The organism is Pedobacter sp. SL55 (assembly GCF_026625705.1).
Taxonomy (GTDB): domain Bacteria; phylum Bacteroidota; class Bacteroidia; order Sphingobacteriales; family Sphingobacteriaceae; genus Pedobacter.
Map to the genome: position 1 here is coordinate 3,434,650 of NZ_CP113059.1, position 22,345 is coordinate 3,456,994.

General features: G+C 36.0%; 21 protein-coding genes. 8 read left to right on the plus strand and 13 right to left on the minus strand.

Annotated features, from left to right (window positions below; all coding sequences use genetic code 11):
• Positions 1-12: 12 nt before the first annotated feature.
• The 5 genes from OVA16_RS15305 to OVA16_RS15325 form a co-directional block, all read right to left on the minus strand.
• Positions 13-1,086 (minus strand): DUF3667 domain-containing protein, encoded by a 1,074-nt coding sequence (locus tag OVA16_RS15305; protein WP_267761104.1) that lies wholly within the window; start codon positions 1,084-1,086, stop codon positions 13-15.
• 17 nt (positions 1,087-1,103) lie between these two features.
• Complete coding sequence (locus OVA16_RS15310; RefSeq protein WP_267761106.1) at positions 1,104-2,489, minus strand: nucleoside permease; 1,386 nt, start codon at positions 2,487-2,489, stop codon at positions 1,104-1,106.
• Between the two features lie 186 nt (positions 2,490-2,675).
• Positions 2,676-3,296 (minus strand): bifunctional nuclease family protein, encoded by a 621-nt coding sequence (locus OVA16_RS15315; protein WP_267761108.1) that lies wholly within the window; start codon positions 3,294-3,296, stop codon positions 2,676-2,678.
• 54 nt (positions 3,297-3,350) lie between these two features.
• The gene (locus OVA16_RS15320) at positions 3,351-4,319 is read right to left on the minus strand and encodes an electron transfer flavoprotein subunit alpha/FixB family protein (protein WP_267761110.1); all 969 of its coding nucleotides are present in this window, start codon (positions 4,317-4,319) and stop codon (positions 3,351-3,353) included.
• Positions 4,320-4,425: 106 nt separating this feature from the next.
• On the minus strand, positions 4,426-5,163 hold the full coding sequence (locus OVA16_RS15325) for an electron transfer flavoprotein subunit beta/FixA family protein (protein ID WP_267761112.1): 738 nt from the start codon (positions 5,161-5,163) through the stop codon (positions 4,426-4,428).
• Positions 5,164-5,438: 275 nt separating this feature from the next.
• On the opposite strand from OVA16_RS15325, the gene OVA16_RS15330 reads away from it, so the two are divergent.
• The 4 genes from OVA16_RS15330 (at position 5,439) to OVA16_RS15345 (ending at position 7,991) form a co-directional block, all read left to right on the plus strand.
• The gene (locus tag OVA16_RS15330) at positions 5,439-5,774 is read left to right on the plus strand and encodes a tetratricopeptide repeat protein (RefSeq protein WP_267761115.1); all 336 of its coding nucleotides are present in this window, start codon (positions 5,439-5,441) and stop codon (positions 5,772-5,774) included.
• A 169-nt stretch (positions 5,775-5,943) separates the two neighbouring features.
• A complete protein-coding gene (chrA, locus tag OVA16_RS15335; protein WP_267761118.1) occupies positions 5,944-7,146 on the plus strand; it encodes a chromate efflux transporter in 1,203 nt (400 codons plus the stop codon).
• A gap of 94 nt (positions 7,147-7,240) precedes the next feature.
• Complete coding sequence (locus tag OVA16_RS15340; RefSeq protein ID WP_267761121.1) at positions 7,241-7,702, plus strand: LOG family protein; 462 nt, start codon at positions 7,241-7,243, stop codon at positions 7,700-7,702.
• A complete protein-coding gene (locus OVA16_RS15345; protein ID WP_267761124.1) occupies positions 7,674-7,991 on the plus strand; it encodes an LOG family protein in 318 nt (105 codons plus the stop codon). The genes OVA16_RS15340 and OVA16_RS15345 overlap by 29 nt, the downstream gene beginning before the upstream one ends.
• A 392-nt stretch (positions 7,992-8,383) precedes the next feature.
• Here the strand turns inward: OVA16_RS15345 and dnaB are convergent, their stop codons facing one another.
• A complete protein-coding gene (gene dnaB, locus OVA16_RS15350) occupies positions 8,384-9,943 on the minus strand; it encodes a replicative DNA helicase (RefSeq protein WP_267761126.1) in 1,560 nt (519 codons plus the stop codon).
• Positions 9,944-10,230: 287 nt separating this feature from the next.
• Between dnaB and rlmB the strand changes: the two genes are divergently transcribed.
• On the plus strand, positions 10,231-11,007 hold the full coding sequence (gene rlmB / locus OVA16_RS15355) for a 23S rRNA (guanosine(2251)-2'-O)-methyltransferase RlmB (RefSeq protein ID WP_267761129.1): 777 nt from the start codon (positions 10,231-10,233) through the stop codon (positions 11,005-11,007).
• Positions 11,008-11,065: 58 nt separating this feature from the next.
• Here the strand turns inward: rlmB and OVA16_RS15360 are convergent, their stop codons facing one another.
• On the minus strand, positions 11,066-12,157 hold the full coding sequence (locus OVA16_RS15360) for a mannose-1-phosphate guanylyltransferase (RefSeq protein ID WP_267761132.1): 1,092 nt from the start codon (positions 12,155-12,157) through the stop codon (positions 11,066-11,068).
• A 342-nt stretch (positions 12,158-12,499) separates the two neighbouring features.
• On the opposite strand from OVA16_RS15360, the gene recQ reads away from it, so the two are divergent.
• Together recQ and OVA16_RS15370 are read left to right on the plus strand one after the other, a co-directional pair.
• A complete protein-coding gene (gene recQ, locus OVA16_RS15365) occupies positions 12,500-14,689 on the plus strand; it encodes a DNA helicase RecQ (protein ID WP_267765408.1) in 2,190 nt (729 codons plus the stop codon).
• 20 nt (positions 14,690-14,709) lie between these two features.
• Positions 14,710-15,432 (plus strand): YqjF family protein, encoded by a 723-nt coding sequence (locus OVA16_RS15370; RefSeq protein WP_267761134.1) that lies wholly within the window; start codon positions 14,710-14,712, stop codon positions 15,430-15,432.
• Between the two features lie 12 nt (positions 15,433-15,444).
• On the opposite strand, the gene OVA16_RS15375 is transcribed toward OVA16_RS15370, so the two are convergent.
• Both OVA16_RS15375 and OVA16_RS15380 read right to left on the minus strand, forming a co-directional pair.
• Positions 15,445-17,325: an OmpA family protein gene (locus tag OVA16_RS15375; RefSeq protein ID WP_267761136.1), complete on the minus strand. Its 1,881-nt coding sequence runs from the start codon at positions 17,323-17,325 to the stop codon at positions 15,445-15,447.
• Between the two features lie 121 nt (positions 17,326-17,446).
• Positions 17,447-18,070, minus strand: coding sequence for a 7-carboxy-7-deazaguanine synthase QueE (locus OVA16_RS15380; protein ID WP_267761139.1), 624 nt, complete (start codon positions 18,068-18,070; stop codon positions 17,447-17,449).
• A gap of 78 nt (positions 18,071-18,148) precedes the next feature.
• Here OVA16_RS15380 and OVA16_RS15385 point away from each other — a divergent pair, with 78 nt between their 5' ends.
• A complete protein-coding gene (locus OVA16_RS15385; RefSeq protein ID WP_267761141.1) occupies positions 18,149-18,478 on the plus strand; it encodes a Rieske (2Fe-2S) protein in 330 nt (109 codons plus the stop codon).
• Here OVA16_RS15385 and OVA16_RS15390 read toward each other — a convergent pair.
• The 4 genes from OVA16_RS15390 to lepA form a co-directional block, all read right to left on the minus strand.
• Positions 18,471-18,890 carry a type II toxin-antitoxin system VapC family toxin gene (locus tag OVA16_RS15390; protein WP_267761143.1) on the minus strand — a complete coding sequence of 140 codons (420 nt, stop codon included), beginning with the start codon at positions 18,888-18,890 and terminating at the stop codon, positions 18,471-18,473. The genes OVA16_RS15385 and OVA16_RS15390 overlap by 8 nt on opposite strands.
• The gene (locus tag OVA16_RS15395) at positions 18,891-19,157 is read right to left on the minus strand and encodes a DUF6364 family protein (protein ID WP_267761145.1); all 267 of its coding nucleotides are present in this window, start codon (positions 19,155-19,157) and stop codon (positions 18,891-18,893) included.
• 334 nt (positions 19,158-19,491) lie between these two features.
• Positions 19,492-20,370 carry a bifunctional 5,10-methylenetetrahydrofolate dehydrogenase/5,10-methenyltetrahydrofolate cyclohydrolase gene (locus OVA16_RS15400; RefSeq protein WP_267761147.1) on the minus strand — a complete coding sequence of 293 codons (879 nt, stop codon included), beginning with the start codon at positions 20,368-20,370 and terminating at the stop codon, positions 19,492-19,494.
• Between the two features lie 83 nt (positions 20,371-20,453).
• The gene (lepA, locus tag OVA16_RS15405) at positions 20,454-22,241 is read right to left on the minus strand and encodes a translation elongation factor 4 (RefSeq protein WP_267761149.1); all 1,788 of its coding nucleotides are present in this window, start codon (positions 22,239-22,241) and stop codon (positions 20,454-20,456) included.
• Positions 22,242-22,345 lie beyond the last annotated feature (104 nt).

Sequence of the window (22,345 nt, forward strand, 5' to 3'; positions counted from 1 at the left end):
AATAATGGAAGATTACCCTCCAATAAAACTAATGGCAATAATTCCTAGAAAACATAGTGCTAGTAGTATATTGTAACAGAAAAACAAGAAGAAAAATTTCAATAAGGTTATCCATCTGCTACTGTTATAGAAAGTTCTGAGCGATCTGTAAATATACCAAATGATGTAGGTCAGCCCAATAAATTGTATCCAACCGCTAATATCTATCACAAAGCCTGTTAACCAACTTAAAGCTTTTATGAGTATAAAACACAAGAAAATAGCAGAATGGGTATGGAACGAATAGATGAGATGCTCGTAGTAGAACCTATCTTTTCTGATGTATACGAGTTTCAAGATCATTGCAAAGAGCGGCAATAACAAAAACATCATTTTAGGCACGTATTTAATCATATCCTCACCAATCTTTTTACTAGGGTCTGGATATTTATTAAATTCAATACCTTTCTTTGTAAAGTAGTTGACTATAAAATTGTCACGCTCTTCTTTTGGCAGTGCACGCTGCTTTTTTTCGTATTCTTCTATTGATTTTTCATCTGATACAAACTTATTGTATCTTTTCTTATTTTTTCTGGAAGTGCCGATATTAACCGTTGCAGTACCATTTTCTTTGATATCCTTTTCTACTTCCTTTAAAATACTATCTTTTTTGCTTTTGCTAAGCGGTATATAGTCTAATATTTGCTTAGCTTCTTTTAAAGAATTAGAAGTTAGCGTGTCATTTTTTAGCTTTTCTGTTATTTCAGCCGTTGGTTCTGCATCTTTTTCTTTTTTATTACTACTAAAAATAACAATAAAAAATACGATGCTAATGAAAATATAAAGCTTAATAGGATGGAGGAATGAAGCTCTCTTACCTGCTACGTAATCTACTGTTAATTTACCAGGCTTAAAAAGTAAAGGTTTTATGGTGCCAAAAAACTTATGTTCAAAGTGGAAGTAATCTGCAATGGCATGGGTAATCATGTGTAAGGCATCTTCCTTTAATTCAATGTTCTCTTGCCCACAATGCGGGCAATAAGTTTCCTCTACATGGTGGCCACAGTTTAAGCAGTTCTTTTCTTTTCTAAGTTTAACGGACGACATCGGGATACTAAATAAGATTAGTGATTGATTTTATTGATAGCTTCTACTTCTGCACGAGTATGTTTGTGTTTAAACATTACGGCAAAAAGCACGGTAATAATTAAGGCGTAGATGGTAAAAGATAACCAGATATCTTGCCAATCTTTCATAAATAGTGCTTTATCAAAGTTGCCATCACTCAAAATATTGATACCTTGACTTTTCACAAACGTTAATAAATGGCTATTATCTGCTGTAGAATCTACATGGCTAGCAACCGAAGAAATATTGGTAAACGAACTGGTAAAATACTTGTCAATCATCCATCCCGATACCAAACTGCCAAATACTGCACCAAAACCATTAGTCATCATCATGAAAAGACCCTGAGCAGACGAACGTGTTTTTGGAGTAGTAGACGTTTCAACGAACAAAGAACCTGATATGTTAAAGAAATCGAAAGCCATGCCGTAAACAATGCAAGACATCACAATCATCCATAAATTACCAGAAGGATCTCCATACGCAAACAAACCAAATCTAAATACCCAAGCCAGCATTGCAATAATCATCACTTTTTTAATTCCAAATTGTTTTAAGAAAAAAGGAATAGCCAGTATAAACAGCGTTTCTGATACTTGCGAAATAGACATGATGATGGTAGAATATTTGACCACAAACGAATCTGCATATTTAGGAAAATGCTTAAACTCGTCTAAAAATACATCTCCGTAGGCATTGGTTAATTGTAAAGCTCCACCTAAAAACATAGAGAAGATAAAGAACAAAGCCATTTTGTAGGTAGCAAACAACTTAAATGCACTTAAACCAAAGGTATCTACTACGCTAGCTTTTTCAGAAATTAGTTTGGACGGCTTACAAGCTGGCAAAGTAAACGAGTATAAACCTAATGCAAGCGCCCCAGTGCCAGCAATATAAAACTGATAAGCCGAAGCTTTACTTCCTGTTAAGTTGGTTACCCACATAGCCGCTATAAAACCAACTGTTCCCCATACACGAATAGGGGGAAAGTCTTTAATTACATCTAAACTATTAGATTTTAAGGTAGTGTAAGAAATCGAATTGCTTAACGAAATGGTTGGCATGTAAAAGCACATTGCTAATAACATGGTCCAAAAAAATGCGTTAGGTGTTTCTACTTGCGGGATATAAAAAAGAACTGCTGCGTATAAAATATGCATTAAGGCATACAATTTTTCTGCGTTGATCCATTTATCTGCTATAATTCCGGTTAGGGTAGGCATAAATAACGAAGCGAAACCCATGGTAGCGAATATAGCTCCAAATTGAGTTCCGTCCCATTGTTTTGTACCAAACCAATAATTGGCAATAGTGATAAGCCATGCGCCCCACACAAAAAATTGCATGAAACTCATGATGGTTAAGCGTAGCTTAATATTCATAAATAATAACTTTTGTTTAGTTTGTTTTTGAATAGATTGAAGATAGTGTTTTTTTGAATATTGGCCACAGATGCACAAATAATAATTATTATATAAATAAATTTAAAATGATTTTGTCATGATTTCATGAAATTTCACTTAACTTATCTTGTTTGTTTATGGCAATAATTATATACGAAAAAGCTTTTAACTAGCGTTTCGCCTGTTAATCTCATCTCTAATGCGAGCCGCTTTTTCATAAGCTTCTTCGGCCAAAGCTTTTTCTAATTTTTGCTGTAGATCTTCAATGGATAAGCTCTGAAAACCAGAGATGGATCCCGGTTCAGACTTAATCTCTTCGGAATTGGACGCATTATTGGTAATGCTCTCCATATTTTCAAGAAAAAGGAAATCATTTCCTTCAATTACAATACCTGCAGAGGCAAGTATAAATTCGTAAGTATAAATTACGGCATTAAACCTTACCGCAATGGCGATGGCGTCAGAGGTACGGGCATCTATTTCTATCTGCTCTCCATCTTTGTTGCACATTAGCTTAGCGAAGAAAACACCTTCAACCAAGTTATATATCAACACTTCTGTAATTTCTACCTGATAGGCCTGCGCAAAAGATTTGAACAAATCGTGCGTTAGTGGGCGGGTAGGCGACATCTTTTCTATTTCGATGGCGATGGCTTGGGCTTCGAATGCTCCTATAATAATTGGCAATCTTCGTCTTCCATTAATTTCGCCAAGCACCAGTGCATAAGCTCCAGATTGGGTTTGGCTATAAGATAGCCCTACTATATCGAGTTTTACTTTCTTCATATACAAAATTAACCCTTATCGTTTAGGTGGGCGATAAGGGTCTATTGTACAAAGTTAAGATTTATGTGCCTTTAATGCAGCAATTATTTTCGGAACTACTTCAAAAGCATCGCCAACAATACCATAATCGGCAACTTTAAAGAACGGAGCCTCTGGATCTTTATTAATTACTACGATAACTTTTGAAGAACTAACCCCAGCCAAATGCTGAATAGCACCCGAAATACCAATAGCAATATATAAATTTGGACTGATGGCAATGCCTGTTTGGCCAACGTGCTCCGAATGTGGTCTCCAATCGGCATCTGAAACCGGTTTCGAGCAAGCAGTAGCAGCGCCTAGCAAATCTGCCAGTTCTTCAACCATTCCCCAGTTTTCTGGTCCTTTTAAGCCTCGACCACCCGAAACTACAATTTCGGCATCAGGTAAAGATACTTTGTTAGTAGCCCGAACAATTTCCTTAACTATAGCAGTTAAATCACTTGATTTTACTTCTGGATTAAATGCTTCAATTGCAAGACTAACTGCATTTTCTTTTACCCCAAAAGCATTTGGGTTTAGCGCAATTACTTTATTTTCAGAAGTTAAAGTAGTAATAGCAAAAGCTTTACCTGAGAAAGCAGTTTTCTTAACTGAAAAACCATCGTCTGTAGTTGGTAACTCTACGGCTCCATCTACCAAACCACCTTTAAGTTTTACTGCAATACGAGGCGCTAAACCTTTTCCTGAGAATGAGTTAGAAAGTACTACAATGTTTGCGCCTTCCTTTTGAGCAGCCTCTGCAATTACAGAAGCATAAGCTTGGTTAACGAAGTTTTTAAGCTGATCTGCTTCTACTTTTAACACCTTGCTTGCGCCATATTTCCCTAGCTCGTTCAATTCGCTGTCGGCAACATTGCCAATTGAAATTGCACTTAGGCTAGTTCCTTGTTGATCTGCGATTGCTTTTGCGTAAGAAACAGCTTCAAAAACAGATTTTTTGAACTTTCCTTCAACTTGCTCTACATATACTAATACTGACATATTAATCTATTTGAAATCTCCAACAGGAGAATATTTGATGATAATCTAATTAATTATTGATTTGTTAGGCATTTGCAACTGTTAACTCCACACTGCCAACTGATAACTATATTACTTTTGCTTCACTATGCAGTAAACCAATCAATTCTTCTGCACTTTCTGCTGCAATTAACTTAACCGAACCACGTGGGGCAGGGGTTTCAAACTTACTGATTTTGCTAACTTCTTCTACAGCAACTGCTTCTACTACTTGCAGGGGCTTAGTTCTAGCCGACATAATGCCTCTCATATTAGGAATTTTGGCCTCTGCAGTACCTTCAGCACAACTAGCCACAAATTTTCCGCTAACACTAACTACTTCTTTACCACCTTCAATTTCACGCTCAATTGTTGCAGTAGCACCATCGTAATCTAATTTTTTAATAATAGAAATAGAAGGAATATCCAACAATTCGCCAATCATTGCGGCAATTTGAGAGCCATTGTAATCAATAGATTCTCTACCACATAAAATGATATCAATCTCATTAGCTTTAGCATATTCAGCAATTTGTGTAGCTACAAAATAAGCATCTCTTGGAGCTGCGTTAACTCTTACCGCATCATCAGCGCCAATAGCTAAAGCTTTTCTAATGGTTGGTTCTGTGGCAACTTCGCCAACGTTAATTACAGTTACAGTTCCTTTACCACCTTCACAAAGTTCTATAGCTCTAGAAAGTGCAATCTCATCGTAAGGATTTAAGATATACTGCACACCGGCGGTATTGAATTCGGTATTATCGCCCGTAAAAGTTATTTTTGTCGTCGTGTCGGGAACGTTACTGATACAAACTAATATTTTCATCTGTTTAAATTTTGTTGTTCATTTGTGATAACGCTTCATGATTTGTTCATCTTTATTTTAGCTTTTGAAAATCATGAGGTTTCATAATGATTTTTAGGTTAAAATTGTTATGCTTGCATAATATAATTGCAATTATATATATTCTTATTCTATTTTCATAGAATAATTTAGAATTTATATAAATAAGTGTTTTATATCATTTAAAAATGATCACTTTACATTATAAATGCATTAAATAAATTACACAAACTTAATTAAAAAAGCAGGGATTAAAAATGCAAAACCAGCGATTAGCCAAATTGTTTGAATTTTTAGAAAGCGATCCAAACGATAGTTTTATATTGTATGCAATTGCAACGGAGTACAATGTTCAAAACGATGTAGAAAACGCTTTAAAATATTACCTTCAGTTAACAGAAAAACACCCAGATTATGTGGGCACCTATTATCATTTAGGTAAATTATATGAGAAAATAGGACAGAAAGAAGAGGGTATTAAAGTCTATCAAACCGGGATGCAAGCAGCAAGGCAAAAAAGAGATATGCACGCTTTATCTGAACTGCAAGGTGCGTACAATAGTGCAGCAGGTTTAGATTATGAAGATGATTAAGGACTGGTCAGGTATCAGGAGTTAGGGATCAGTCTAAATTAATGACCAATAATCAAATAACAATTACCAAATAGGCTAGCTTCAGTAACTAATGCTCAATGAACTAGTGAACAAATGAGCTAATGAACAATGCTAATCGTAATTCGTAAATCTAAAATCGTAAATCCAATTGGCTAAACGACAACTCTTTTTTATTAGAAATGTGCTTTATTTTACCTTCACTGCATTTGGTGGGGCACAGGCGCATTTGTCGTTATTGTTGCGGTATTTTGTTACGAATATCAATTTTGTTACCGAAGAAGAACTATTGGAACTAAATGCTTTAGCACAGGTTTTACCAGGCCCAGCATCTACACAGACTTTAGTAGGTATTGCTTATAAAGTTGGTGGTTTAAAACTGGCCATCATTACCTTTTTAATCTGGATTTTACCATCGGCAGCAATAATGACAGTGGCTGCGATTTGTTATGCCTTACTAGACCAAAAAGATAAATTTGTTGATGGATTTAAGTACATCCATCCCATAGCATTAGGAATTGTAGCTTATGGAGCATTTAAACTAGGGAAAAGAATTTTAACCAATCAGGTTTCGATTTTCTTGGCAGTTGGTGCTTTAGTTGGCACCTTAGTTTTAAAAGAAGCCTATGTTTTTCCCTTAGCTATTTTAATCGGTGGAATGGTTTCTTCTGCTATTAGTACACCTACCGAAGAAACCGAATTGAGGGTGAGGTTATTTGCTAACGTAAACCCAAAAAAGTTGGGATATTTTGTAGGTGTGTTGTTATTTATGGCTATGCTTGGTGCCTTAATCAACAGAACTTCGCCATTCAGCTTGCCCATTAGGCTGTTCGAGAATTTTTATCGCAATGGTATTTTTATCTTTGGCGGCGGGCAGGTTTTGGTACCAATGATGTTTACTGAGTTTGTGCAAATGAAACATTACCTTAGTCAAACTGATTTTCTTTCGGGTTTTGCGCTACAACAAATTCTACCTGGTCCCACATTTTCGTTTACTAGCTATATAGGTGCTTTGGGAATGAAACAAGGTAATTATAGCATTTTTGGACAGGCCATAGGTGGTTTTTTAGCAGTTTTAGGGATCAACCTTCCTGGCTTGATTTTAGTGCTTTTCATTGTCCCTTTTTGGAACGATTTAAAGAAAATATCGAGAATAAAACATTCTCTATCTGGAATTAATGCCGTAAGTGTAGGTTTCATTATCGCTGCATTTTGTATGTTAATAACACCAATTGGCTTAAATTGGCTGTTTTTGGGAATTGTATTAGCTACCTTTTTGATATTGAATTTTACAAAAATCAGCCCCGCTTTAATTATTATTGCGGGAGTTGTTTTGGGGGTATGTAGTGTATAAATAAACCACATAGAAACATAGACTATCTACTATTTATAGTATCTAGGTTTATTTATAAATTACCTATGTTTCTATGTGTAAAAAATGATTTTATATGATGAATAAGTTTGTTAGAGAAGAAGTAAGTTTTTTTAAAGGCGCAAGAACACGTCTGCAAGAGTTAAAATATGTTTTGGGGGTAGTATATCAATTTTATAAAGGGTTTAGAAAGCTACATTTTGTTGGTCCTTGCGTAACCGTTTTTGGCTCGGCTAGGTTTAAGGAAGATCATCCTTATTATGAAATGGCTCGTAAAGTTTCGGCAGAAATATCAAAGCTGGGTTTTGCCATTATGACTGGCGGCGGCCCAGGAATTATGGAAGCAGGAAATAGGGGAGCTAAAGATGCTGGAGGTTTATCTGTGGGTTGCAATATCGTTTTACCTCACGAACAACACGAAAACCCTTATCTGGATACTTTTGTGAATATAGAATATTTCTTTGTTAGAAAAGAGTTACTGAGAAAGTTACTCTTATGCCTTTGTGGTTTTGCCTGGAGGATTTGGAACATTGGATGAGTTCTTCGAAACACTAACGCTAATTCAAACTGGCAAGGTAGAAAAATTCCCAATTGTGATTATGGGTAAAGAATTTCATCAACATATTTACGAACATGTACAATTAATGATGGAACAGAAAACAATTAGTCCAGAAGATATGGATCTGCTATTATTTACCGACGATGTTGAAGAAGTGGTGGCTCATATCAGAAAGTACAAAGAAACAGCCCCAATATTCAAATTAAAATCTCCTAAAAAAGCGTGGTGGATTTTTGGAGAGGAAAAGCCAGGTGCAAAGGCTATTTAGTTCTTTAATTAATTATGGCAAGTTTAATGAAAAAGAATAGAAAACGAGGTAAAGAAGAAGAAAGTGATGTTCCGCCGCAACAGCTGTCTTTAATATAGAGATTATTAATATTGTTATTTATAGCAGTATGTATATATTACTTATTTAAAACTAGGGAAAATGGAAATGATTGGTATCCTGGCAAACCTGTAAATACTAGATAATTTTATTGGCTGAAATTTAGTAGTGGTTTGAGTTATCACTATGCCTACTATACATCACTTACCAAGAACATTACGTTGTTAACATCGACCATAGATAAATACCGTCATATCGCACGAAGCAATCCTACAACTATAGTTGGCTTATCGCTTTAACATTGCTTCGTGCCTCGCAATGACGAAAATTAATGTCTAAAACGGTGGGTCATCATCCATCATATCATTCATGCTCGAAGGTCTAATGATGATATTTCCAGGGTTACCGAAGTTTTCTGAAGGCATCATTGCACTATCACTACCTGCCGAAAAACTAGAAGGCGGCATGAAACTATCTTCTAAATCGCCAAATTTCACATACTTACCAATAAACCTTAGTGGTACAATTCCGGTTTCGCCGTGACGATTTTTACCGATAATTACCTCGCCAACACCTGCGTTTGAACGGCCACTTTCGTCTTCCATAATACCATAATACTCTGGGCGATATAAGAAAAGTACCATATCTGCATCCTGCTCAATAGATCCGGATTCACGTAAATCGGATAGCATTGGCCTTTTACCATTCTGCCCGGGTCTACTTTCTACCGCACGACTTAACTGCGAAAGTGCTAAAACTGGCACCTCTAATTCTTTAGCTACAGATTTTAGGGCCCTTGAGATACTACCAATTTCCTGCTCACGGTTACCACCACCTTCGCCTTTACCATGCATTAATTGCAAGTAATCGATAATGATCATTTGAATATCGTACTGCGATTTTAAACGACGGCACTTAGCTCTGAACTCGAAAATATTAAGGGCAGGGGTATCATCAATCAACAAAGTAGCTTCCGAAAGTCTACCGATTTTACTATGTAATTGTTGCCATTCCCACTCTGCCAAATTACCTTTTCTAATTTTTTCTTGCTCAATTTCGGCCTCTCCAGAAATTAAACGATTGACCAACTGAACCGACGACATCTCTAGCGAGAATACTACCGTGGGTTTGTTGAAATCTACCGCTGCATTACGTGCTGCTGTTAGTACAAAGGCTGTTTTACCCATGGCCGGACGAGCAGCAATAATTACCAAATCGGATTTTTGCCATCCATAGGTAATTCTATCTAAATCGGTAAAGCCAGAAGGCACACCAGTTAAACCATCGGTTTTTGTTCTTAGTTCTTCTAACGATGCCAAAGATTGCTTGATGATATCGTCCATCTTTTGCGTATCTCTACGTAAATTGTTTTGGGCAATATCAAACAAGTTCTTCTCGGCCATATCTAAAAGGTCGAAAATATCTGTAGTATCTTCGTAAGCATTTTTGATGATATCCGTAGATATCCTGATAAGCTCACGCTGAATATATTTTTGAGAGATGATACGAGCGTGGTACTCGATATTTGCAGCCGAAGAAACCCTATTAGTTAGGTAAGTAACAAAATAAGCACCACCAATCATTTCTAAATTACCGTTGGTACGTAGCTCAGAAGTTACCGTTAAAATATCTACAGGCTTAGATTTTTGAAATAAGGCCTGAATTGCTTCAAAAATACGTTTGTGTCTTTCGTCGTAAAAAAGTTCGGGTTTAAGTACGTCAATAACTGCCGATAATGCATCTTTTTCCAACATCAAGGCGCCCAAAACAGCTTCCTCCAAATCGGTGGCCTGCGGCTGTATTTTATCTACGGTGCTAATGGTATTGGCTAATCTATTCTTTCGGGCAGATACTGAAAATTTGCCTTGCCCTTTTTGTTCGTTATCGGTACTCATAAAGCAAAAGTAAAAAAAAGGATGCTTTTGTTTGATTAAGTTGTTAGGCGTTTGTCAACAAGTTGATTCTAAAATGATGATTTTTTTGATATATTATAGCAGAGTTTTGTTCTGCACAATTGGATGTGGATAAGGTCATAAGGATTGTTATATGGCTAGATTGTTAAATTGTTCGATTACCGACTACTGATAATTTTTCATTCTAACATTCATTACTTACCTTCTCATTTAGTCATTTTATCATTCACTCGTTCCTCCCTCATCCAATCATTTTCTTACTTTTGTACATGGATAATTTTAGAAGACCCCAACGAAGCGAGCGTGTAAAAGAGAACAACGAATTTGTTTTCGGTATAAGGGCAGTTATAGAAGCAATTAAAGCGGCGAGAGATATTGAGACCATTTACGTGCAAAGAGGTTTATCCGGAGAGCTTTTTCTGGAGCTAAAGGCTTTGTTAACGGGATCTTTGATATCAATGAGTGTGGTTCCAATTGAGAAGTTGAACAGAATGACGCAGAAAAACCATCAGGGTGTGATTGCTGTTATTTCGCCTATTACTTATCAAAATATAGAAGATCTCATTCCGGCCATTTACGAAAAAGGGGAAACGCCACTAATTTTGGTGTTGGATAGTGTAACTGATGTTCGTAACATGGGCGCCATTGCCCGCACTGCGGCTTGTGTTGGTGTTCATGCCATTGTGGTGCCCTTAAAAAATGCAGCTCAAATTAATGCCGATGCCATTAAGACTTCTGCTGGAGCATTGTTTTCTATTCCTGTTTGCAGGCACGCCAACTTACATAAAACATGTTTGTTTTTGCAAGATAGTGGCTTACAAATTGTGGCCTGTACCGAAAAAACAAACGATTTCATTTACGCTCCAGATTATACAATGCCTACAGCAATTGTAATGGGTTCTGAAGACGAGGGCATTTCTAACGATTTGTTAAGAGTGGCAGACCATTTGGCCAAAATACCGATGGCGGGTAAAATAGAATCGCTAAACGTTTCTGTAGCTGCCGGAGTTATTCTTTACGAAGCAGTTAGGCAAAGAACAGTATAAATGATTAAAAGAGCTTGTTAATTTTAAGAAGCTCTTTTACTACTATAATAAGATAGCCTTAAATAAACTTGCCTCCAAATTTTGCCTTTACATCTGCTACAATATTCTTTACATTTTGCTCTTCGGCACGTTTACAAATCAATAAGGTATTATTTTCTTCAACCACAATATAATCATGCATTCCCTGTAGAATTACCAATTTATCTTTTGGAACATTTACCATACAATTAGAAGAATCGTACATCATTACTTGTTCAGAAGGAATAACCGCGTTTCCAACGTAATCTTTCTCGGCCATTTCGTAAATTGAAGCCCAAGTGCCTAAGTCAGACCAACCAAAATCAGAAGGAAGTACGTATACATTATCTGCCTTTTCCATGATACCAAAATCAATAGAAATATTGGTGCATAACTGATAAGCGTTGCCTATAAATGTTTTTTCATTTACAGTATTGTAAGCCGTTTTACCACCACTAAAAATTTCATGCATATCTGGCAAATGTTTTTCTAGCGCTTTGTTAATTGCTTTTGCCGACCAGATAAATATGCCAGCATTCCACAAAAAGTCTCCACTCTGTAGAAATGACTTTGCAAGTTCCAAATTAGGTTTTTCGGTAAATGTTTTTACTTTATGTACTTCGCTATCGCCGTCTAAAACTTCATCAATATATTGGATATAACCATATCCAGTATCTGGTCGGTTAGGTTTTATACCGAGTGTAATTAGGCAGTTTTGTTGTGTAGCAATATCCATTGATTTCTCTATGGCCTTAAAAAAAGCACTTTGATTGGCGATAGTATGGTCAGAAGGAGCCACCACAATTACCGCTTCGGGATTAAGCTCTTCAATCTTCATTGCGCCATAAGCAATACAAGGCGCAGTATTTCGCATCATCGGCTCGGCAAGTATCTGATTGTCGTTTAAAAGCGGTAGTTGTTCTTTAATTAAATCAGTATAAATTTCGTTGGTAACGATAAAAATATTTTCGGGTAAACAAATATTCAGAAATCTATCATAGGTACTTTGAATAAGCGTTTTTCCAACCCCAAAAAAATCTATAAATTGTTTGGGAAATTCGGTGCGGCTAACTGGCCAAAAACGGCTTCCAACGCCGCCAGCCATAATTAATGCATATCTGTTTTTATTCATTTCAGCAACAAATATATACTTTTAAATGATATCTAATGGTAAAAGTTGTTTTACTAACACCACAACATTTATTTTAATTATTCTGTTTTAAAAGCAATCTATTAAAGAAAAAACAAACGATTTTTTCGCTTTGAAACCGCATTTTTTTTTGTAGATATCTAAATTAAATTAAAGCGTATTTATGTCGAGAAGAATAGCAATTAAAAGCTACAAACAGACATTTAGAAAATCTATTACAGATTTTTTACTTTTTAAAGAGAATTTATTAGTAAATTAATACTTTAATTAATGCAAAATTATGTTATTTTGAAGAATAATAGCACACAATATTTAGTACAGGAAATGGACGTCAAGAAATCTTTATTTGATAACCTTCAAATATTCTTCGGATTCGATAATTTTAAAGGTGATCAAGAATCGATTATTACCAACATATTAGAGGGGAAAAACACTTTTGTGATTATGCCTACAGGTGGAGGAAAATCTATCTGTTATCAATTACCAGCTTTAATGAGCGAAGGCACAGCCATTGTAATTTCGCCGCTTATTGCACTCATGAAAAACCAGGTAGACCAAATTAGGGCATTTGGTGGTAGCGATAGTGTGGCACATTTCTTAAACTCTTCTTTAAACAAATCGGAAATTACACAAGTAAAATCTGATTTATTAAATGGGCATACCAAATTACTTTATGTTGCGCCAGAATCTTTAGCAAAGGCAGAAAACATGGAGTTTCTGCGTTTACTGAAAATTTCTTTCGTAGCCGTAGACGAAGCTCATTGTATTTCTGAGTGGGGACATGACTTTAGACCTGAATATAGAAAAATAAGACAGGTAATAGCTGCCTTAGGCGAAAATATTCCAATTATTGCTTTAACTGCCACCGCAACACCAAAAGTTCAGCAAGATATTGTAAAGAATTTAGGCATGACAGATGCCACTTTGTTCAAATCGTCGTTTAACAGGCCAAATCTTTTTTACGAAATACGCCCTAAGAAAAATATTGCCAAAGAAATTATCAAATATGTAAAATACAACCCTGGCAAATCTGGCATTATTTATTGTTTAAGCAGAAAAAAGGTAGAAGAAATTGCCGAAACTTTAAATATCAATGGTATTAAAGCATTACCTTATCATGCTGGTTTAGAACCAAAAATAAGAGCCGAAACGCAAGATAAGTTCTTAATGGAAGATGTGGAAGTGATTGTAGCCACCATTGCATTCGGAATGGGTATTGATAAGCCAGACGTTAGGTTTGTAATACACCATGATATTCCAAAAAGTATGGAAGGTTACTACCAAGAAACTGGTAGGGCCGGACGCGATGGCGGAGAAGGTGTTTGTGTGGCTTTCTATTCGCAAAAAGATGTAGAAAAGCTTGCGAAGTTTATGAAAGACAAACCAGTTTCTGAACGCGAAATTGGTACGCAGATATTAAAAGAAGTAATTGATTATGCCGAATCTTCGGTATGCAGAAGAAAACAGATTTTACATTACTTTGGCGAAAATTTTAACGAAACAGGTTGTAATTGTATGTGCGATAATTGCAAGAAGCCCAAACAACAGTTTGAAGCAGAAACGCAATTGTTAACCTTATTAAAGTTAGTAAGCAGCGCTGGAGAAAAGTTTGATGATGCCCACTTACTTAACGTATTTATGGGTTACGAAACTGCGCAAACCATCGCGTATGAACATAGTAAACTTCCAGAATTTGGAGCAGGTAAAGATGATGGAGAAAATCTATGGAAATCGTTATTGAGACAGGCTGTACTTAATAATTTTTTAGCTAAAGACATTGATAATTATGGGCTGCTAAAGCTTACAAAAATTGGTAGAGATTACATTGAAAGCCCTTACAGTTTAAAATTTGTTTTAAACGAAGTGATGGAAGTAGTAGGAGATGACGATGATGATGAGCCAAAACAAAGTACAGCAGCTTTAGATACACAGTTGCTACAGTTATTAAAAGACCTAAGAAAGAAAATAGCCAAACAAAAAAATGTACCTCCGTTTGTTGTTTTTCAAGATCCTTCGCTAGAAGAAATGTGTACGCACTACCCAATTACCAGCGATGAATTGAAGCAAATTTCTGGTGTTGGTAACGGTAAGGCTTTAAAATTTGGTTCTGCTTTTCTTGAATTAATAAAGAATTACGTAGAAGAAAATAATATTGATAGACCTGTTGATATGGTCATCAAAACTCAGGCAAACAAATCTGCATTAAAGGTTTCTATCATTCAAAATATAGATAGGCAGATTGGTTTAGAAGATATTGCCCGTTCTAAGGGCATTACTTACAACGATGTTTTAAAAGAAGTAGAAGCTATTGTAAATTCTGGCACCAAACTTAACCTAACTTATTATATAGATGAAATGATAGATGAGGATAGGCAAGACGAAGTGTTTGATTATTTCCAATCTGCTGACACCGACTCGATAGATTTAGCACTTAAAGATTTAGGCGAAGCTGATTATACTAGGGAAGAAATTCAGCTGATGCGTATCAAATTTATGAGCGAGCTAGGCAACTAAGTGTTTTTGTTATACTACCAATGACTAAAAACAGCGTATTCTTATCTGCCGAGTGGCGAAAATTAGCTCTAGCCAATTACGAAGTTGACAAAGAGGTTTTAGCGAAATATTTACCTCCGTTTACCCAATTAGACGATTGGCAAGGAAAGTATTACGTAAGCCTAGTTGGCTTTATGTTTATGGACACTAAACTTAAAGGCTTTGGCATTCCTTTTCATATCAACTTTGAAGAGGTTAATTTAAGGTTTTATGTAAAGTACAACGAAGCTGGAAACTGGAAAAGGGGAGTGGTTTTTATAAAGGAAATTGTACCGAAACCAGCCATTACTTTTGTAGCAAACACCGTTTATAAAGAAAACTACCAAACTTTACCCATGAAACATAAATGGGAAATAAACGAAGATGCTTTAAACGTAAGTTACCTTTGGAAGACTAAAATTTGGAATAAGTTTGCTGTTAAAACAGACCTAAATAGTATTGAAATGGCCGTTGGTAGTGAGGAAGAATTTATTACCGAACATTTTTGGGGCTATACAAAACTAGCGGCCAACCTTACCTCAGAATATCAAGTAGAACATCCGCGTTGGCAAGTTTATCCTGTTAAGGAATATGAAATTGACGTAGATTTTGGCGCTAACTACGGAAAAGACTTTGCCTTTTTAGCCCATACCAAACCTAACTCTGTAATGCTGGCAGAAGGTTCTGAAATTAATGTACTAAAAGGCAAAAAGCTACGAAGCTAAGTTAAAACTTCACTACCAAAAACTCGGTTCTTCTGTTTTTCTGCTTGCCTTCCTCAATACTTTATTGTCAAAAGCTGGCTGGGTTTCGCCATAACCTTTGTAGTTAAGCTGTTTTTTATCGATACCGTTGCTTATTAGATAATCGTAAACGGCTCTAGCTCTATTTTCAGACAACTTTTGGTTGGCTTTAATGTCGCCTACGTCATCAGTATGTCCTTGAATTTCAATTACCATACCCGCATTGTTTTTCAAAAGATCGGTAAGTATATTTAATTCTACCATAGATATAGACAGTAAATCAAATTTATTGGTGTCAAAAAAGATATTGTTAAGCAACACTTTACTGCCTACTTTTATTTTTTCTAATAAAATTTCTAATTCAAAAGGTTTATTTGCATCTGCAGGTTTAATGTCGAAATGTTTAGAATAGAGTAGGTAACCATCAGAAAAAGCACTGAAAGCGTAGCTTTGGTTAGCAGGCATTACCGCCATAAAATCTCCAGTAACTTTATCCGTTATTTCATTATAAGCAGCAGCTTTGGTATTTAGGTTAATTACCAAAACAGATGCGGCTAAAGTTTCTTTGGTTTCTGCATCTTTAACAACACCTTTAACATAGGTTACAGGTTCTGGTTTTAGATTTTCTGGAAGTTTAAAGCGATAAATGTCTACATCGCCAAAGCCACCATCTAAATTTGAAGAAAAAAGCCCTTCTGTACCATTTGCACTCACTATAAAACCAAACTCATCGTTAAAAGTATTAATTGGATAACCTAAGTTTACAGCTTTAGAGAAAGTTCCATCAACTTGTACTTTACTATAAAAAATGTCTTTTTGTCCTAAACCAGGCCAGCCATCAGAAGAAAAGTACAATGTTTTACCATCTGGGTGGATAAAAGGCGTTGCTTCATCATAGGGAGTATTTACATTTGGACCTAAATTTATGGGCGTGGTCCAATATCCTTCATCATCCATTACCGATTTCCAAATATCGTAACCACCAAAACCACCAGGTCGGTTGCTTAAAAAATAAAGCGTACTACCATCGGCACTTATAGACGGTTGAGATTCCCATTCTCCAGTATTAATGGTTTGTCCCAAATTAATTGGTTTGCTCCAATCATTACCTTCTCTGCGGCAAACGTAAATATCGCAGCGACCTAAACCATCAGGCCTGTTGCAGCCAGTAAAAAATAAGTACCTGCCATCGGGCGATATAGATTGTGCCCCTTCATTAAAACTTGGGGTATTGATATTTTCGCTCAACGATTGTGCTTTTTGCCATTCGCCATTTTTCTTTACCGAAGTGTAAAAATCTTCGTTTCCCTTTACGTTTCTGGTAAAAATAATCGTTTGGCCATCGGCAGTTAATGCAGGGAAATAATCTCGATCTTCGCTATTCACATAAAATCCCATATTAAAGGGTTCGTAGCGAACCGGATTTTTAAGCGCTGTTAAGGCAAAATTACAATCAGCAATGTATTTCTTGGCTTTGTCTTTATATTTTTCATCAACATTAAGAGCTTTAGCTAAGAAATTTTCTAAGTTCGTTTTAGCTTGGGTATAATCGCCAGTTTGTAACTCAGTTTCGCCAAGTATAAAATAGGTGTTCGGATTTTCGATAGGCGCAGCAGCTACTGCCAATCTGTAATTTTCTTTGGCTTTTTGAACGTTTCTGAGCCTTTTATAAATATCTCCTAATTGTAAATAAGCATTTTGAAATTTTGGGTCCGCTTTGATGGCATCATTCAAATGCTTAATTGCTTCATCAAATATGTTTTGTCTTACAAATTGCTGCGCATCTTCATAGCTATTTTGTGCTTTTTTAATTGTAGACTGGCCAAAAACCGAAATACTGAAACAGAAAAATATTAGAAAAAGATACCTACGCATAAAACGCTAAAAGTTAAAAGTCCGAAAGTCCGAAAGTCCGAAAGTCCGAAAGTCCAAACAAATTTTAAAGAGCAAGTTGCAAACAATTAACCAATTAACCAATTAACCGATTAACCAAAAACTATGGTATATTCAAAAATTTATGCGTTTGCAACGAAATTTCCCACTTGGGGTTAGCCATTACATATTCAATAATTAACGGCGTAACAGTACTAGCCTTAGACCACTCGGGTTGTAAATAGAGCTTGCAGTTTGGGCCTACCATTTCAGCATATTTCTCTGCCCATTCAAAATCACTTTTATTAAAAACGATAACTTTTAACTCGTTAGCGAAAGGAGCAATGTCTAGTCGCGGAGCTTTAAATTTCTTTGGCGATAAACATATCCAATCCCAAGAGCCCGAAAGAGGATATGCACCAGAGGTTTCGATAAATGTTAAAATACCCTTATCCTGAAGTTTTTTCGTGAGGTAATCTAAGTTGTAAATTAATGGTTCGCCACCTGTAACAACCACAGCCTTACCCGGAAAAGTATCTGCTTTGGCGGCAATATCATCACTTAACGTTAACGGGTGTAGTTCTGCATTCCAACTTTCTTTCACATCACACCAGTGGCAGCCAACATCGCAACCGCCCAAACGAATAAAATAAGCAGCTTTACCTGTATTAAAACCTTCGCCTTGTATGGTGTAAAAATCTTCCATTAAAGGAAGTAGTGTGCCGTCTTCTGGAATTTGATGTGCCATAAATTTAAGGTTGCAAAGGTAATTAATTATGCTACAATCTGCTAATATCTGTATCTTGTTAAAGTAATATTGTTTTAAATGAAATGGATTAAAGTAGATGTAGAGCTTCCTCGAGAAGATTTTATAAAAATGATTAAGGTAGGTGGGAAAAAAATATGCATAGTTAAACATCAGAACAAACTCCACGCTTTAGCAAATAACTGTCCGCATGCTGGTGGAATTTTAAGTGGTGGTTGGTGTAAAAATGGAAACATTGTTTGCCCATTACATAGGTACGAGTACAACTTAGAAACAGGCAAAGGTTTGCTTGGCCAAAATGATTATATTGATATATACCCTATAGAACAGAGGGAAGATGGCTTTTACGTAGGTTTACAAGAAGGGTTTTGGAAGCGTTTGTTTAGTTAAGTAAATGCTTATCAAAGAAACTTTTGCAAGAAAGTGCTTCTATTTCCGAAAAATAAAAATCTTCAATATCTTCTGTTACTATACAATGGCACTTAACATTTGCTGCTGCATAGTATTCTAAACCATCTTCAAAATCATTGATTTTTTTATTCAACAATGTTGAAACAACACCATCGCTTAGGTTTTCTGCAATTTTAATATGTTGGCATAAAATGGATATTTTTTGTTTTGCTGTAGCTTTATTTTTCTTTTCAGCAAAATAAAAAGCAATAGCCAAGCACATAGGAGAGGTGTAAATTTCAAATTTTGGGTGGCTAGCTAAACTCAAAATTCTTGATGAGTAAGTAAACAACGGATATTCTTTATTCAGCACCGAAACCAACACATTGGCATCTAAGAAAATACGGATCATTTACTTAGACTTTTTAGCACTGAAAAACTCGTCTTTTAAATCTTTTCTAGAAGTTTTTGGAGTGCGTTTGTAGGTAACTTCGCCCTCGGCAACCATACTTACCCAATCACTTATTGGAAAATCTTCTAACGATTTGTATTCTTTAGAAGTTACTTGTGTAAGTAAATGTTCTATTAAACGAGATAAACTGATGTTATTTGCAGCTGCATATCGCTTTGCTTTTTCTACAACATCTTGATTAAAACTTAAAGTTAATTTGGTATCCATTTTTACCTCCGTTTTTAAATTATAAAACAAAGATAATAAATATACGTATAAACAAAAATAGTTATACGTGTTTTATTCTTTAATCGAATAAAGAGTTTATCGAGTGAATAACCGCCAAAGACACCTGAGTTGACCTAATGCATAATTAGAACCTAAAATGTACAAAGGTGTCTTAAAATCTTCGGCAGTTTCTATATAAATCAAATCATCGAAAAAAAAGAAAGCCAATCAACATCAACTTTTAATTAAAAGGTCGTTAAAAGTAATGTTGTTAGATTTCTCCTAACGTAGAAATGACGGCAATATGGAAAGCCTCCCCTTTAGGGGTTGGGGGTTAATAAATCTCTTTTCTAGCTGATGCTAAAGTATTCTTCAACAAACCAACAATAGTCATTAAACCTACGCCACCTGGTACAGGAGTAATAAATGAAGATTTAGGCGCTACATTTTCAAAATCTACATCGCCGTAAAGTTTAAAACCAGATTTAGTTGCTGTAGAAGTTTCTCTGTTGATACCTACATCAATTACAATAGCACCAGTTTTAACCATATCTGCAGTGATGAAGTTCTTCTTACCAATAGCTGCAATAATGATATCTGCCTGCAAAACTTGCTCTTTTAAATCTTTGGTTCTGCTGTGCGTTAAGGTAACCGTACAGTTGCCAGGGTTGGCGTTACGTGCCATTAAAACGCTCATTGGGCTACCCACAATGTTGCTTCTGCCTACTACCACACAGTGCATACCAGTAGTATCAATGTTATAAGCCTGCAACATTAGTAAAATACCATAAGGTGTAGCAGGAATGTAGCAAGGTAAATTACGCATCATTCTACCCAAGTTAATAGGATGGAAGCCATCTACATCTTTCTTAGGGTCAATCGCTTCGGTAACTTTCTCCGGGTCAATATGCTTTGGTAAAGGCAATTGAACAATTAGACCGTCTACATCAGCATCAGCGTTAATTTCTCTAACCTTTTCTAAAAGTTCAGCTTCGGTAACCGAATTATCATAACGGTACAAAGAAGATTTAAAACCCACTTTTTCGCAGTTTTTCATCTTGCTAGCAACATAAGTTTCGCTACCACCATCGTTACCAACTAAAATGGCAACCAAATGAGGTTGTCTACCCGTTTCTGCTAAAAATTGAGCCGCTTCTTCAGCTATTTCTACCTTAACTTTTTCTGATACGTATTTTCCGTCTAATAATTGCATTTAGTATTGAGTATAGCGTACTGAGTATTGAGGCTAAGCGCTCTGCAAATCGCAATACGCAAATCTCAATACGCAATACTGGTTTAATCTAATTTTAAAACAGCCATAAACGCCGTCTGTGGAATTTCTACGTTACCCACTTGGCGCATACGTTTTTTACCTTTTTTCTGTTTCTCTAATAATTTACGTTTACGAGAAATATCGCCGCCATAACATTTGGCAGTTACATCTTTACGTAAAGCGCTTAAAGTTTCTCTGGCAATAACTTTGGCGCCAATAGAAGCTTGTATTTTAATTTCGAATTGTTGACGAGGGATTAGTTCTCTCAGTTTTTCGCAGATTTTCTTACCGAAATCATACGCATTGCTACGATGAATTAATGATGATAAAGCATCTACCGGTTCTTCGTTCAACAACATATCTAAACGTACCAAATCAGATTTACGATAGCCAGTTTGATGATAATCAAAAGAGGCGTAGCCTTTAGAAATGGTTTTCAACTTATCGTAGAAATCAAATACAATTTCGCCCATTGGCATTTCAAAAATGAGCTCAACTCTATCAGAAGTTAAATAAGATTGATTAACGATGATACCTCTTTTTTGGATACAAAGCGACATTACAGGGCCAACAAATTCAGCCTTGGTAATGATATTTGCTTTAATGAAGGGTTCTTCAACTCTGTCTAATTTACTTGGATCTGGTAAATCTGAAGGGTTGTTTACGATAATCTCGTCACTTTTAGTGGTGTAAGCTTTGTAAGATACGTTGGGAACCGTGGTAATTACCGTCATATCAAACTCACGCTCTAAACGTTCTTGGATAATTTCCATGTGTAGCATCCCTAAGAAACCACAACGGAAACCAAAACCTAAAGCAGCAGAACTTTCGGGCTCAAAAACAATTGAAGCATCATTCAGTTGCAACTTGTGCATTGCCTCTCTTAATTCTTCATATTCATCGGTATCTACTGGATAAATGCCCGCAAATACCATTGGCTTTACTTCTTCAAAACCTTGTATCGCATCTGTAGCTGGTCTGGCAACGGTGGTAATTGTATCGCCAACTTTTACTTCACGTGCTTCCTTAATACCAGAAATGATATATCCTACATCGCCGGTTTTTACCGATGGGCGAGGAGACATATCTAACTTTAAGATACCAACTTCATCAGCCAGATATTCTTTACCTGTATTGATGAATTTTACTTTGTCGCCTTTTTTTATTTCGCCATGCACTACTTTATAGTAGGCAATAATACCTCTGAAAGAGTTAAAAACACTATCAAAAATTAAAGCTTGCAATGGTGCCTCTGGATCTCCAACTGGTGCTGGAACACGATCTACAATGGCTTGTAAAATATCAGGAATACCCATACCTGTTTTACCAGAAGCTGGAATAATATCCTCTCTCTTACAACCAATTAAATCAATTATCTGATCTTTTACTTCCTCTGGCATTGCACCGGGTAAATCCATTTTATTTAAGATTGGAATAATTTCCAAATCGTGCTCTAAAGCCAAATAAAGGTTAGAAATAGTTTGTGCCTGTATACCTTGCGAAGCATCTACAATTAACAAAGCGCCTTCGCAAGCAGCAATAGAACGAGAAACTTCATAAGAAAAATCTACGTGTCCGGGAGTATCAATTAGGTTGAACACATATTCTTGTCCATCTAATTTATAGTTCATTTGTATGGCATGGCTTTTAATGGTAATGCCACGCTCACGCTCCAAATCCATATTATCTAACAACTGCGCTTGTGCTTCGCGTTGCGAAATAGTGTTGGTATATTCTAATAAACGGTCGGCCAAAGTGCTCTTACCGTGGTCAATATGTGCAATTATGCAGAAATTACGTATATTCTTCATCTTTGTGCAAAGATATATTTTTTACCCGAAATAATTCGATTGAATATAGTGCCATATTTTCTTTGTATTTACAGTAAACGCTATCTTTGCCAGCATCTACTTAT

What these genes read in the sequence shown, in the direction of transcription:
- rlmB (WP_267761129.1), top strand. Translation starts at nt 10,231, where the DNA reads ATGGATAATTTTAGAAGACCCCAACGAAGCGAGCGTGTAAAAGAGAAC.
- OVA16_RS15370 (WP_267761134.1), top strand. Translation starts at nt 14,710, where the DNA reads ATGACTAAAAACAGCGTATTCTTATCTGCCGAGTGGCGAAAATTAGCT.
- dnaB (WP_267761126.1), bottom strand. Translation starts at nt 9,943, where the DNA reads ATGAGTACCGATAACGAACAAAAAGGGCAAGGCAAATTTTCAGTATCT.
- OVA16_RS15315 (WP_267761108.1), bottom strand. Translation starts at nt 3,296, where the DNA reads ATGAAGAAAGTAAAACTCGATATAGTAGGGCTATCTTATAGCCAAACC.
- OVA16_RS15385 (WP_267761141.1), top strand. Translation starts at nt 18,149, where the DNA reads ATGAAATGGATTAAAGTAGATGTAGAGCTTCCTCGAGAAGATTTTATA.
- OVA16_RS15390 (WP_267761143.1), bottom strand. Translation starts at nt 18,890, where the DNA reads ATGATCCGTATTTTCTTAGATGCCAATGTGTTGGTTTCGGTGCTGAAT.
- OVA16_RS15305 (WP_267761104.1), bottom strand. Translation starts at nt 1,086, where the DNA reads ATGTCGTCCGTTAAACTTAGAAAAGAAAAGAACTGCTTAAACTGTGGC.
- OVA16_RS15330 (WP_267761115.1), top strand. Translation starts at nt 5,439, where the DNA reads ATGCAAAACCAGCGATTAGCCAAATTGTTTGAATTTTTAGAAAGCGAT.
- OVA16_RS15360 (WP_267761132.1), bottom strand. Translation starts at nt 12,157, where the DNA reads ATGAATAAAAACAGATATGCATTAATTATGGCTGGCGGCGTTGGAAGC.
- recQ (WP_267765408.1), top strand. Translation starts at nt 12,500, where the DNA reads ATGGACGTCAAGAAATCTTTATTTGATAACCTTCAAATATTCTTCGGA.
- OVA16_RS15320 (WP_267761110.1), bottom strand. Translation starts at nt 4,319, where the DNA reads ATGTCAGTATTAGTATATGTAGAGCAAGTTGAAGGAAAGTTCAAAAAA.
- OVA16_RS15400 (WP_267761147.1), bottom strand. Translation starts at nt 20,370, where the DNA reads ATGCAATTATTAGACGGAAAATACGTATCAGAAAAAGTTAAGGTAGAA.
- OVA16_RS15340 (WP_267761121.1), top strand. Translation starts at nt 7,241, where the DNA reads ATGATGAATAAGTTTGTTAGAGAAGAAGTAAGTTTTTTTAAAGGCGCA.
- OVA16_RS15395 (WP_267761145.1), bottom strand. Translation starts at nt 19,157, where the DNA reads ATGGATACCAAATTAACTTTAAGTTTTAATCAAGATGTTGTAGAAAAA.
- OVA16_RS15325 (WP_267761112.1), bottom strand. Translation starts at nt 5,163, where the DNA reads ATGAAAATATTAGTTTGTATCAGTAACGTTCCCGACACGACGACAAAA.
- lepA (WP_267761149.1), bottom strand. Translation starts at nt 22,241, where the DNA reads ATGAAGAATATACGTAATTTCTGCATAATTGCACATATTGACCACGGT.
- OVA16_RS15380 (WP_267761139.1), bottom strand. Translation starts at nt 18,070, where the DNA reads ATGGCACATCAAATTCCAGAAGACGGCACACTACTTCCTTTAATGGAA.
- OVA16_RS15375 (WP_267761136.1), bottom strand. Translation starts at nt 17,325, where the DNA reads ATGCGTAGGTATCTTTTTCTAATATTTTTCTGTTTCAGTATTTCGGTT.
- OVA16_RS15310 (WP_267761106.1), bottom strand. Translation starts at nt 2,489, where the DNA reads ATGAATATTAAGCTACGCTTAACCATCATGAGTTTCATGCAATTTTTT.